An 11892-nucleotide genomic window follows, 5' to 3' on the forward strand; every position below is an offset into this window, starting at 1 on the left:
GGGAAGCCATGTTTAGCCTAAAAATTGATGATGAATTAGAATTAGCACTCGTACAAGAATCCTTCGCTTCACACTATTCTGATATTGCTTGCAGCCAGAAAGAGTATTTATCTCAGTGGCTCGCTTGGCCTCCTCACTGCCAGAGTGAACAAGACTTTCGTATTTTCATTCAACGCTCTCTCCACGATTACGCTGAAGGAAAGTCCATGACTTGCGCGGTTTGGTATCAGGATCGGTTAGTCGGAAACACCAGCTTTAATAGTATTGACCATGACTTACAAAAAGTGACCATTGGTTACTGGTTGTCTCAAGATGAGCAAGGCAAGGGAATCATGAGTCGAGTGGTCAAAAAGCTAATTAGTATCGCTTTCGATGAGCTTGATATGCAAAAAATCGAGATTTCCGCTGCCGAAGGAAACAAACCGAGCCGAGCTCTGTGCGAACGTCTTGGCTTTAAGTTAGAAGGAATCATCAGTCGTAATGAAAACCTCAATGGTCGCATTGTTGATCACGCCATCTATGGGCTCAGCCGCGACCAACAACCTTCGGCTAACTACTAACTACTAACCACTGAATCGCAATATTCCAGACAATAAAAGCAGAAGCCTCAAGCTTTAGGGTTCTGCTTCTTACTACTCTAAAAACTGATCAAGTTATCATCTCGCCTACACCACAGCGTTGACTCACTAACTATCTTCAAAAAATAGCTTGCAATTAAGCGTTACAAGTATAGTGTTATACTTATATATAACACCAACCAAGTTAATCACGCGATTACGCAGAGGTAAGAAATGACGGACTGGCATGATAATCAGCCAATCTTTCGTCAGTTAAGTGAAAGGATTACTGAGCAAATTCTGCAAGGTATTTGGTTAGAGGAACAACCGCTTCCATCAGTAAGAACCGTGGCGGCCGATTTAAAGATCAATCACTTAACCGTAATGAAAGGCTATCAACTCCTTGTCGATGAAGGGTTGGTTGAAAAAAGACGTGGGCAAGGGATGTTTGTCGCTTTGGGGGCATTAAAGACTTTAAAAGAGAGACAAAAATCAGATTTTTTTGAACAACAGATCCCGACGATTGCGGCAACGTTAAAACAAATTGATATGCCCTTAGATGAATTCGTACAACAGCTAAAACAGCACATGACAGGTGAAAAATGAATCCTTTAGTAAGTGTACAGCACGTTTCTAAAAGCTATGTTTCTAATAGCTATATTTCCAAGAACCCTGTATCTAAAAGCAATGCTTCTAAGAGCAGCAACAATGCACTGCACGATGTAAGCTTTGAACTGCATGCAGGACAAGTATTAGGCCTACTCGGTCACAATGGCGCAGGAAAATCGACATTAATTAATGCACTGCTTGGCGCTCACCGTTACCAAGGTGAGATCTCTGTTAATGGTTGCCATCCCATTGATCAACACGCAAAGCTTATGGAGCATCTTGCCTATATTTCTGATGTGAATGTACTGCCAGACTGGATGAGTGTGGCACAGCTACTGAAATATACATCAGGCGTGCATCCAAGCTTTGATATTAAAAAAGCCAAAGCAACATTAGCCAAAACAGAGATCAAACCCTCTAGCAAAATCAAAAGCCTATCAAAAGGGATGAAAGTTCAACTGCATCTCGCTGTTGTGATTGCAACCGACACCAAAGTGCTCATTCTCGATGAACCGACTCTTGGCCTTGACCTTCTCTACCGCGATACTTTTTACCGTCATTTGCTTGAATGGTTTCACGATGGAGAACGCACACTAATCATCGCGAGTCATGAAGTTTCTGAAATAGAACATCTGCTTACCGATGTTTTGATCCTAAAAAATGGAAACGTTGTGCTGCAAGATAGTATGGAAAATGTCGATGAGAACTACTTCATTCTTGAAGCAAATAGTACCCATAATGATGAAATCCGTAAGCTAGATCCTATTTCGAGCCAAGCCGGATTAGGTTCAATGAAATGGTTACTGAAAGCAGAATACAAAACCCAAGTGGCTAATTTAGGTGATATTCATACTGCCAATTTAGCCGATTTATTTATTGCTCTGCAAAGAGAGGAAGCGTAATGCATTCAAGTTTTTATATGATCGAAAAAGAGCTGATTGAGCATAAGATGATCACGCGCGTTCCTCTGTTTATTTTGGCATGTGGTTTTCTGATTTTTATCAGCTTATTAATGAACACTAACATCCAAGGCAACTTATTCTACGAAATGCAAGTTAGTGGCGACATCAGTGACATTCACCAAGGTTTTGCTTCAAATATAAACCTCTTCATCGCCTCTGCTGCTGGGCTAGTCTCTCTCGTATTGTCGTCTTTGTACCTACCTAAAACGCTGAGAAAAGAGCGCCAAGAAGGTAGCTCCATGTTCTGGCGTAGCATGCCCGTTTCGCACTTAACCACCCATATCGTTAAGCTCGTATTTGGACTATTGGTCATCCCCGTTATCTGTTCAACACTCGTGCTTGCGGCAGACCTATCATTGTGGGTTATCAACCAAGTCAGTGATCAGCAACTCTCGCTTCTTATAAACCAAGAATCCGTATTTTATGTGTTGTTTAATTGGTTAGGTTTCTTAGCCAGAATGGTCGTTGTTGCATTAGCGCTTCTACCTTTAGCTTGCATAACCCTAATGATTTCACAAGTTGTCGGCTCCCCTGTCCTAGTCATGGTCGTAGGTGGTTATGCCCTCAAATGGCTATCGGTTTATCTGTTTGGTTTTCATGGAATCAGTGAGTTTTTCAATGCTGTTCTGTCTATTCCTTTGAAAGCGCTCTCGCCAAATCCTTTTAGCGGTTTCACGGAGGCAGGAATCGTTAACTTAGTGGTTTACTACGCACTCGGTGCTGGAGGATTAGCGGTCAGTTTAATGCTGAGTAAAACTAATGAGCCATCTCTTAAAGGCTTATTCTCAGGTCACTAATCGCCTGTTCTCATCTAGATATAAATAAAGATCAGCCAATGTTCATCGCATTGGCTGATTTTTCATTTCAGGAAGCTGATTAACCAAACTGTCTCCGATTCAAAGCTAATTGAGTTCAGCATCATCCGTATAATTTAAATATTGCAGACATAGGTCATGAAAAGCTTGCGCTTGGGGGGAGATGGTTCGATCCGCTAACCGAAATATTCCAATTTGACGTTTAAGTGGCGGATCGATTAATGGGATCCACACTAACCTTGTTTCATTGGTAGGGAATGCCAATTTAGGTAAGGTCGTTACTCCAATTCCAAGCTCTAATACAGAGAACAGAGAGGTAATATTTTCTACGGAATAGAGTGCTTGCTCACTTAACGCCCGAGCTGGTGTAGGGTCAAGAAGCGTGCACGTACCATTGCGGATGAACGGCTGTTTCAACAATGTATGCCATTCAATTCCATCACTTTGAGCAGCGATAGGGTTATCTCTCAAACACACCACCCCAATGGGATCGGATATCAAAGGTGTGAAATCAATCGCACCATCATCTAAATGAGAGCTATTGCCGAGTGCGACATCAACCTCTCCTGACAATAACCTTGCTTCTACTCCAGCCGCATTATCGTCGACAAGGCTCACCTCCACATTGGGATACTTTTCACAAAAAGCCCCAAGCACACTCGGAATCAGTTTCGCTGCAACCGAAGGCACGCTGGCGATCCTAACCCGCCCTTGTTGCCCTGCTGCGGCGGCACGTAAATCATTATCTAACGCGCTATACACATTCAAAAATTGGGTGATTTTGGGTACGCATATTTCTCCAAAAGGCGTCAACGTTGATTTATTGCCCGATTCAAAAAGTGATTGCCCCAAAATTTTCTCAAGCTCTTTGATTGAGGTCGAAAGTGCTGCTTGAGATCGATTTGCACGTTTAGAAGCGGCGCGGAACCCTCCTTCTTCGACAACTAAAGCAAAATGTTTTAATTGTTGTAGCTTAATACTCATCTGCCCATCTCCCTACAGCCCTTTATATTCCTCACTCCAAGCAAGGTGATAAGTTTTATTTATCAAATGCACAAAATTTACCGTTAGATTTATCAAGTGTCAACGGGCAATATTTAACCACATTGAAACATAGTTGTTACAAAGTTGGATAAAACCGTGAGCACTCAAAATAAAAAGCACCCAGTTAAGACCTCTCTTTTTGCATCAAAAGCACCACTAGAATGGGCAGTGGTTAATAACGGCACACTTTATACCGCACAAATTCCTATCGACGATACAGGAGCGGTAGTGGAAGGAGGTATTGAAGCTCAAACCCGTCAAACCTTTAACAACCTTATTCACACATTGGAATGCGCTGGCGAATCATTAGATTCCGTTCTGCAAGTGCTGATTTACGTTACTGATCGTGAATACCTTCAAACCGTTAATCGTATTTATGCTGAGCATTTTAATGCCCCCTATCCAAACCGCGCTGCGATTGTCGTTGCAGGGTTAGCTCGTGAAGAAATGCTGGTTGAATTTGTCGTTTATGCCGCCGCTTCCCAACCAGAATAAACCACCCCATTTATTGTTCGGCTGTCGGACTCAAACACAGCCTCACCGTGACAAGGACAGAATGATGACTCAAATACAGAACCTGCCAACTGAGAACGCTTTATACATCGCTGGAGAATGGCAATCAGGAATAAGTACCGTTGCCAATATCAACCCGTCTGATATTTCAGAAAACTTAGGCAATTTTGCTCAAGCAAGTGAAGAGCAAGTTCAACACGCGATTTCAGCCGCAAAACAAGCACAGCCTGAATGGGAAAAAACACCGATTGAACGTAAGCAAGCGGTACTACAAGCGATTGGCGATGAACTGATTGCCCGTTGTGATGAGCTTGGCACCCTACTTTCTCGTGAAGAAGGAAAACCGTTTGCTGAGGGTCGTGGAGAGATTTACCGTGCAGGCCAATTCTTCCAATACTTTGCTGCGGAAGTGCTTCGTCAAATCGGAGACAGTGCTGATTCAGTAAGACCAGGGGTTTCAGTTGAAGTCACTCGCGAAGCCGTTGGCGTTATTGCCATCATCTCACCTTGGAACTTCCCGACCGCGACTGCCGCTTGGAAGATCGCCCCAGCTCTCGCCTTTGGTAACAGCGTTATTTGGAAACCCGCTAATTTAACCCCTGCCAGTGCGGTCGCATTGACTGAGATTATCCATCGTCAAGGGATCCCAGCAGGTACGTTCAACCTTGTGCTAGGTAGCGGCTCTAAGGTTGGAGATGCACTCATCAACTCAACCGAAATCAATGGTGTCAGCTTCACAGGCTCTGTCGACACAGGCCGTAAAGTCGCCGCCGCAACTGCACCCAACTTTGTCCGTTGTCAGCTAGAGATGGGCAGTAAGAACGCGTTGGTTATTGCCGATGATGCCGACATTCAAACCGCCATCGACGCTACGATTGCAGGCTCATTTTCAGGTGCAGGACAAAAATGCACCGCGTCTTCTCGCCTAGTGGTAATGGATGGTATTCACGATCAATACGTTGAAGCTCTCATCAAACGCATGAGCGAATTAAAAGTGGGTCACGCATTAGAAGATGGCGTCTTCATGGGGCCCGTTGTTGACGGTAATCAGTTAGAAGCAAACTTCGGTTGGATCGAAAAAGCACGTCAAAGCGGCGGAGAACTCGCATTTGGTGGCGAACGTTTACATCTAGAGCATGAGGGCCACTACATGTCTCCAACGCTGTTCCTGAATACCAAAAATAGCTGGGAAGTGAACCAAGAAGAGGTCTTCGCTCCAATGGCAAGTGTCATCCGCGTATCAGATCTCGACGAAGCTATTGCCACCACCAACGATACTCGATTCGGCTTAACGGGCGGCATTATCACTCAAAGCTTACGCAGTAGCGCTATGTTCAAACAACAAGCTCAAACTGGCTGTGTCATGGTTAACCTACCGACAGCAGGAACGGATTATCACGTCCCATTTGGCGGACGTAAAGAATCAAGCTTTGGACCTCGCGAACAAGGCCAATACGCAAAAGAGTTCTACACCGTGGTGAAAACCGCCTATCAACGCCCTTACTAATTACGGCTCGGTGAAATTCTAGCTCGGTGGTATCTCGGTATACCACCATCACCCAACGCAATTAAGACTGTTTATTGAGGAGTGGTTATGTACCAGCAACGGATTGTTATAGACGGATTACAGTACTGCAATTGGAATCGCGAGTATTTCCAAACCCTAAAAGCCAGTGGCATTACTGCGGTTCATGCCACCATGGTGTATCACGAAAATACCCGTGAAACACTCACCCGCTTCGCTGAGTGGAACTTAAGGTTCGAGCAAAATTCCGATCTCATCCTGCCTATCCATTCAATGGCTGATGTAGAAACAGCAAAACAGCAAGGTAAAGTTGGCGTTTTTCTTGGGGCGCAAAACTGCTCTCCTATTGAAGACGAAATTGGCCTCATCGAAGTGATGCGTAAGCAAGGGTTGTTAATCATGCAGCTCACTTACAACAACCAAAGTTTATTAGCGACGGGTTGCTACGAACAGAATGACACTGGCATTACTCGCTTTGGGAAACAGGCCATACAAGAGATGAATCGGGTTGGGATGATTGTTGATATGTCTCACAGTGCGCAACGTTCCACTCTTGAGGCGATTGATCTCTCATCTCGCCCAATTTGTATCAGCCACGCCAACCCTACTTTTGCTCATGAAGCACTGCGTAACAAATCAAACGATGTAATCAAAGCACTGACAGCACGTGGCGGCCTTATCGGCTTCAGTTTATACCCATTCCATTTGCCAAATGGCAGCCAGTGTACTTTAGAAGATTTTTGCCAAATGGTCGCGACAACCGCCGACATGGTTGGTGTTGAACATTTGGGTATCGGTAGCGACTTATGCCTGAACCAACCACAAGCAGTACTTGAGTGGATGCGCAATGGGCGTTGGTCGAAAACAATGGATTATGGAGAAGGTTCAGCAAGTAATTCAGGCTGGCCAGACTCACTACCTTGGTTCTGCGGTAGCGCAGGAATGGAGAATATTTATAACGGATTAATACGTCACGGATTCAGTGAAACCGAGGCGGGACAAGTACTGGGTGAGAATTGGTTTAACTTCCTCAAACATGGGCTAGAGCCTATGTCACAAGGGAAATAGCCTATTTCGTCATAGCCGTAACCCAAACATGGAACAGCCTGTCTCACACAAAAATAATATGACAGGTGTTAAGTAAACACACATCTTGTCGCCCTCAACTATAGGGTGGCGACAAAGAAACCTCTGGAGTCAGAGTATGTCTGATTTAACCAATAGCGTGAAAACTTCGAACTTAGAAGCGGCGACTCTTAATGCTTCGCTATCTGCGGGGAAAAAGAGCCAGTCAAATGCATCAGCCACATCAAGTATGGGAAATGAATCCACATCAGATAAGTTAGGCCTGAATAACCCAGCCTTTTGGTACAGCGGCGGTTTCATTGCCCTATTCGTTGCCATCGCTTTATTTGATGGGGAGTTACTATCAAGTCTGGTGAATTCTGGCTTTGCGTGGTCAGTGAAAGTCTTTGGCCCATATTGGCAAATATTGCTGCTTCTAACCTTTTTAATTGGCATTGGCTTGGCAGCAGGACGAACGGGCAAGGTTGTTCTGGGCGGTATCGCGAAACCAGAAATGGACGCATTTCGCTGGATGGCAATCATCTTCTGTACCCTGCTTGCTGGCGGTGGCGTATTTTGGGCAGCCGCAGAGCCTATTGCGCATTACGTCAGTCCTCCTCCACTTTATGGCGCGCAAGAAGATGCACAACAAGGTGCCGTTAACGCGCTGTCGCAATCCTTCATGCACTGGGGATTTCTCGCTTGGGCAATTGTAGGCAGCTTAACGTCGATTGTGGTCATGCACCTACATTATGACAAAGGCTTACCGCTGAAACCTCGCATTTTACTTTATCCCGTTCTCGGTGAGCGAGCTCTAAAAGGTCAAACAGGCGCATTGATCGATGCATGTTGTATCGTCGCGGTAGCCGCAGGAACCATTGGTCCAATTGGGTTCTTAGGTTTGCAAGTGAGTTACGCATTAAACGCTCTGTTTGATATTCCTGACGGATTCACAACTCAGCTGATCATCATTCTTTTCGCCATCGTTTTATACACTTTATCAGCACTGAGTGGTTTGAACCGAGGCATGCAAATGCTAAGTCGCTACAACGTGATTCTCGCGATGGCTCTGATGATCTACATTCTGATTTTTGGCCCGACGAACTTTATCTTTAACGGCTATATCCAGGGCGTTGGAAGTATGGTGGATAATTTCATTCCGATGGCGACTTACCGTGGAAACGAAGGTTGGTTGAGTTGGTGGACAGTATTCTTCTGGGGTTGGTTCCTAGGTTATGGCCCAATGATGGCGATCTTCATTGCCCGTATTTCCCGTGGTCGCAGTATTCGCCAGTTGGTGACGACCATTAGCATCATTGCTCCACTTGTGACCTGCTTCTGGTTCACGATTGTGGGTGGCTCTGGCTTAGCATTTGAAATTGCAGAACCGGGGAGTGTAAGTAAAGCATTTGAAGGGTTTAACTTGCCGGGCGCACTACTGGCGGTGACTCAACAGCTCCCATTCCCAATGCTTATTTCCATTCTGTTTTTGATTTTGACCACCATTTTCATTGTGACAACAGGTGACTCAATGACCTACACCATCAGTGTTGTGATCAGTGGTGAAACAGAGCCCAACGCAATCATCCGAACCTTTTGGGGCGTAATGATGGGGGTAACTGCACTGATATTGATCTCCTTAGGATCTGGCGGAATATCGGCACTGCAATCCTTCATTGTTATCACCGCGGTACCAGTCTCATTGATCTTATTGCCCTCACTTTGGAATGCGCCGCAAATCGCTATCAAAATGGCAAAAGAGCAAGGCTTATAACTAAGAAGAAGAATAAGAAGAAGCGAAGGTTGGGATGAAATACCGAAGGCGGGTTCACTCGCCTTCGCACTCAACTTCACAGCAATAGAAAACACGCTGAATAGTGAACAAATTAGTACCCCTAATCTTGTGACTAACACTCGTATAAATTGACATCTAATAACTAAAAAGTGGTGAGCAACATGGATGCACATCGTTCTACCTACACTGAAGCACAACTGCGAAATGCAGACATCGTTATGGCACCTGAAAGGCTAGGCGCTATGCACCAAACTCGAATCAGTTTTGTCAGAACTATGATTCGTAAAATGGCGAAACAGCAATGGCAAGTCACCAAACACCAATGGCAACTCTGCCCGCGAGGTTTTGGTCATGTAGTATACAAACTGGAGACCCCAAACCATGTCTATCACTTGGTTGTTTTCTGTGATGAAATTGCCGATGAAGAACGTAATGACCGAGTCATAGCAGAGAAATGGGATGTGACTTTTGCACTAATCTACGGCGAAGTGGATGTCACGTTATTAGAGCAACTAAGAGCCAATGTTCCACTGCAAGAAGCGGGACGAAATCCTAATAATGTCCTTGTGTTAGCACGAGCAAACAAGAGTGTTCGAGTATTTGAACACATTGTCAGCCACCTAGCGAAAGGTGAACAGCCCACCTCACAAGAGTTGGCTGAAGTCGGTTACATTTTACGCACCACTGCAGTTTACGGTAATGGTAAGTTTGGTATTGCTGATTTTAAGATCTTAGAAAATAACCCTGATTTTAATCAATCGTTCAGCGCCCAAATGTGTGCGGTCTATATTCTGCGTGAATTCAGTCTAGATTGGGTCCATTACCTTGCGAAACAGCAAGGCGGCGAGCAAGCCGTTAACTTACATAGAGGCTTGCAGCGCTATCTTGGGGTCGGAAATGCCACGGGCTTAGGCATGGCTCCCTACTTGATCAACCACCCAAGCATTGTCGATCAGTGGATGACTACGCGAGAAACAGCACTCGCGTCGGTACTTGAAAGCAAAACGGATCCTAACAAATCGAGTGAACTTCAAGCATTGATCCAAAAAGGGATCCTTCACCTTAAACAGGTCATCACCATCAACGAAACACAGCAGAAATTAAATGCAACCGCCGTTGATGATTTAACGCAATTCAACACTTCAGTCGACGCTTTAATTGCTCAATACCAAACGTGGAGCGAACTCGTTAACCACTCACAGCAAATGAGTTTAGAAGCTCAAGAAGTACTCATTTCATGCTTGATGGAGATCTACCCTGATCTCGTCGATGACTATCAAGATCTAATGAACTGCAATGAAACCTTATCTTTGCCGAATGGAAAGAAAATACAGGATCTGTTGGCGGTATTAGAAAAGAACTATCGCTGGGCAATTACCACTGACTTTACACAGCCAGAAAATAACTATTGGTTTTGGTATCGCTCTCAAGATAAAGAAGAGCCGAGGCTTGGAATTCGTGGACAAGAACCAGGTGAGGAGCGAGAACTACCATTAGATATTGGTCGTCAGGCGTACCGTCTTTATCATGCATTACTGCAACACGCACCAGAATTGTCTTTGGCAGAGTTTCTTGTTCGACAACCTCAATTTCGAGCGATCTCACGCAGGGTGTGGACTTTAGGGCATAAAGCGATGGGTGATATTCAGATGAACGTCTTGCACCAGTCGTCCCTACCAATGCATTTGCTACGCTGTAAATTAGCGGTCTTCGGAGCAACAAAGTTTGATCCAAGATCAGACCGATGGGTACGAGTCACTTTTTTCCAAGGTGCGCCATTACTGGATGAAATTCACGATCAAACTCAACAAGACAACTGGATATTTCCGCTACTCCCAAGTGAGCCTCTCATGAATGAGTCTCTAATAGAGGAAAAGATAGCGACTGACGATTTATCCAGCCCCAGCGCACAGTCTGCGGATCAACAGCATGGAGGAAAAAGCTTATGATCGTTTCTCACAATGAACTCGTCGCGGCGGTCAATAAAGCATTCCTAGGTATGCGTCGCACATGCGGCGAAGCGGACGTTATCGCCAACATGGTTGCTGATTTACAAATGGTCGGGTTACACGGCGTGCGCCATTTCAACAACGCTAGCGATTACATGAAGATGGAGAAAGACTGTCCTGTGGATATTCAAACCATCCCGGAAAGTACCATTAAGGTTGATCTGCATAACTGTAGCCTAGCTTGCCACTTACCCGTGATTATTGATTACGCGATTGAGCAAATGGTTGGTTCTAAAAAGATGACCATAGAGCTAACAAACTGCCATAACCGCTGGTTAGCTTATAGTGAATTAGTCAAACTGGCCGCAAAAGGCATTGCTTGTACTGCAAAATGGAACAATGGCACTAGCCCGAAACACACTCTGTATATTCTCAATCGAGGTTGTGTAACGCCCGAGCTATTTTTGTCCGACGTTATTGAAGGATCTGAAGAGCAGTTCCACGATATGACAATCGAACTTTCCATTCAGGATTTCGATGTGGCTTACCTTTCTAAGGATTACAGTATCCACATTGACTCCAATGAACTGGCTCAAACTCAAGAGAATGCATGGCAAACGGGTATTTTCGTTGATGACAGCGAGTGGAACACCTTAAAACAGACGGCCACAGCCATTCTTGTCGAAAATAGTGACCAATCTGTAAAAGGAGCCGGGGAAGTTATCTGAAGCAGAGTAATCTAAAACGGATCTATCGGGTCGATAAGCCAGTTTGCACTATGCAGGCTGGCTTTTTTAGTCAATGTTAACTCAATCATAATCTACAAAATCACACCTAAATGGGAAAAAGCTTAAAAAACGATCTATTTTCCCTACCGCATATTTCTCTGTATTCTAATTAACTGGCTCATATTGACTTACTCATTTCACGTTTTAGATCTAGTGAGCAGTAATCAGTAGGTAGACGGCAGGTTTTGGCTAGTTCTTCCATCATGACTCCATCAATATAATTATCAATTGCTACATACCACATTACATCAATCCATATGTTGCGATTTT

12 protein-coding genes are annotated in these 11892 nt (G+C 44.6%); 10 read left to right on the forward strand and 2 right to left on the reverse strand.

All coding sequences use genetic code 11. The features are described 5' to 3' along the window. Positions 1–8: 8 nt before the first annotated feature. The 4 genes from L4C39_RS02370 (at position 9) to L4C39_RS02385 (ending at position 2925) form a co-directional block, all read left to right on the forward strand. Entirely contained in the window at positions 9–560 is a 552-nt protein-coding gene (locus tag L4C39_RS02370; protein WP_261890123.1) for a GNAT family N-acetyltransferase, read from the forward strand. Positions 561–791: 231 nt separating this feature from the next. Further along, positions 792–1163, forward strand: coding sequence for a GntR family transcriptional regulator (locus L4C39_RS02375; protein ID WP_017054466.1), 372 nt, complete (start codon positions 792–794; stop codon positions 1161–1163). Continuing rightward, complete coding sequence (locus L4C39_RS02380) at positions 1160–2068, forward strand: ABC transporter ATP-binding protein (protein WP_371711510.1); 909 nt, start codon at positions 1160–1162, stop codon at positions 2066–2068. Before L4C39_RS02375 ends, L4C39_RS02380 begins: the two co-directional genes overlap by 4 nt. After that, positions 2068–2925, forward strand: coding sequence for a hypothetical protein (locus L4C39_RS02385; protein WP_113800078.1), 858 nt, complete (start codon positions 2068–2070; stop codon positions 2923–2925). Before L4C39_RS02380 ends, L4C39_RS02385 begins: the two co-directional genes overlap by 1 nt. A gap of 105 nt (positions 2926–3030) precedes the next feature. On the opposite strand, the gene L4C39_RS02390 is transcribed toward L4C39_RS02385, so the two are convergent. Further along, entirely contained in the window at positions 3031–3927 is an 897-nt protein-coding gene (locus L4C39_RS02390) for a LysR family transcriptional regulator (protein ID WP_171755737.1), read from the reverse strand. 156 nt (positions 3928–4083) lie between these two features. On the opposite strand from L4C39_RS02390, the gene L4C39_RS02395 reads away from it, so the two are divergent. The 6 genes from L4C39_RS02395 (at position 4084) to L4C39_RS02420 (ending at position 11562) form a co-directional block, all read left to right on the forward strand. Then, positions 4084–4482, forward strand: coding sequence for a RidA family protein (locus L4C39_RS02395; RefSeq protein WP_136994779.1), 399 nt, complete (start codon positions 4084–4086; stop codon positions 4480–4482). Between the two features lie 64 nt (positions 4483–4546). Beyond that, a complete protein-coding gene (locus L4C39_RS02400; protein ID WP_429744313.1) occupies positions 4547–6007 on the forward strand; it encodes an aldehyde dehydrogenase family protein in 1461 nt (486 codons plus the stop codon). A gap of 87 nt (positions 6008–6094) precedes the next feature. After that, on the forward strand, positions 6095–7093 hold the full coding sequence (locus L4C39_RS02405) for a membrane dipeptidase (protein ID WP_017051352.1): 999 nt from the start codon (positions 6095–6097) through the stop codon (positions 7091–7093). A gap of 136 nt (positions 7094–7229) precedes the next feature. Further along, a complete protein-coding gene (locus L4C39_RS02410; protein ID WP_113800071.1) occupies positions 7230–8864 on the forward strand; it encodes a BCCT family transporter in 1635 nt (544 codons plus the stop codon). Between the two features lie 182 nt (positions 8865–9046). Further along, positions 9047–10834, forward strand: a complete 1788-nt coding sequence (locus tag L4C39_RS02415; RefSeq protein WP_429744200.1) for a hypothetical protein — start codon at positions 9047–9049, stop codon at positions 10832–10834. Next, positions 10831–11562, forward strand: coding sequence for a DUF3726 domain-containing protein (locus tag L4C39_RS02420; protein WP_429744202.1), 732 nt, complete (start codon positions 10831–10833; stop codon positions 11560–11562). Before L4C39_RS02415 ends, L4C39_RS02420 begins: the two co-directional genes overlap by 4 nt. Positions 11563–11740: 178 nt before the next feature. Here L4C39_RS02420 and L4C39_RS02425 read toward each other — a convergent pair whose 3' ends face one another. Further along, positions 11741–11866, reverse strand: a complete 126-nt coding sequence (locus L4C39_RS02425; RefSeq protein WP_301337535.1) for a hypothetical protein — start codon at positions 11864–11866, stop codon at positions 11741–11743. Positions 11867–11892 lie beyond the last annotated feature (26 nt).

This window comes from Vibrio clamense, assembly GCF_050337905.1.
In the GTDB taxonomy this organism is placed as follows: Bacteria; Pseudomonadota; Gammaproteobacteria; order Enterobacterales; family Vibrionaceae; genus Vibrio; species Vibrio cortegadensis.

What these genes read in the sequence shown, in the direction of transcription:
- L4C39_RS02370 (WP_261890123.1), top strand. Translation starts at nt 9, where the DNA reads ATGTTTAGCCTAAAAATTGATGATGAATTAGAATTAGCACTCGTACAA.
- L4C39_RS02375 (WP_017054466.1), top strand. Translation starts at nt 792, where the DNA reads ATGACGGACTGGCATGATAATCAGCCAATCTTTCGTCAGTTAAGTGAA.
- L4C39_RS02380 (WP_371711510.1), top strand. Translation starts at nt 1,160, where the DNA reads ATGAATCCTTTAGTAAGTGTACAGCACGTTTCTAAAAGCTATGTTTCT.
- L4C39_RS02385 (WP_113800078.1), top strand. Translation starts at nt 2,068, where the DNA reads ATGCATTCAAGTTTTTATATGATCGAAAAAGAGCTGATTGAGCATAAG.
- L4C39_RS02390 (WP_171755737.1), bottom strand. Translation starts at nt 3,927, where the DNA reads ATGAGTATTAAGCTACAACAATTAAAACATTTTGCTTTAGTTGTCGAA.
- L4C39_RS02400 (WP_429744313.1), top strand. Translation starts at nt 4,547, where the DNA reads ATGACTCAAATACAGAACCTGCCAACTGAGAACGCTTTATACATCGCT.
- L4C39_RS02405 (WP_017051352.1), top strand. Translation starts at nt 6,095, where the DNA reads ATGTACCAGCAACGGATTGTTATAGACGGATTACAGTACTGCAATTGG.
- L4C39_RS02410 (WP_113800071.1), top strand. Translation starts at nt 7,230, where the DNA reads ATGTCTGATTTAACCAATAGCGTGAAAACTTCGAACTTAGAAGCGGCG.
- L4C39_RS02415 (WP_429744200.1), top strand. Translation starts at nt 9,047, where the DNA reads ATGGATGCACATCGTTCTACCTACACTGAAGCACAACTGCGAAATGCA.
- L4C39_RS02420 (WP_429744202.1), top strand. Translation starts at nt 10,831, where the DNA reads ATGATCGTTTCTCACAATGAACTCGTCGCGGCGGTCAATAAAGCATTC.
- L4C39_RS02425 (WP_301337535.1), bottom strand. Translation starts at nt 11,866, where the DNA reads ATGTGGTATGTAGCAATTGATAATTATATTGATGGAGTCATGATGGAA.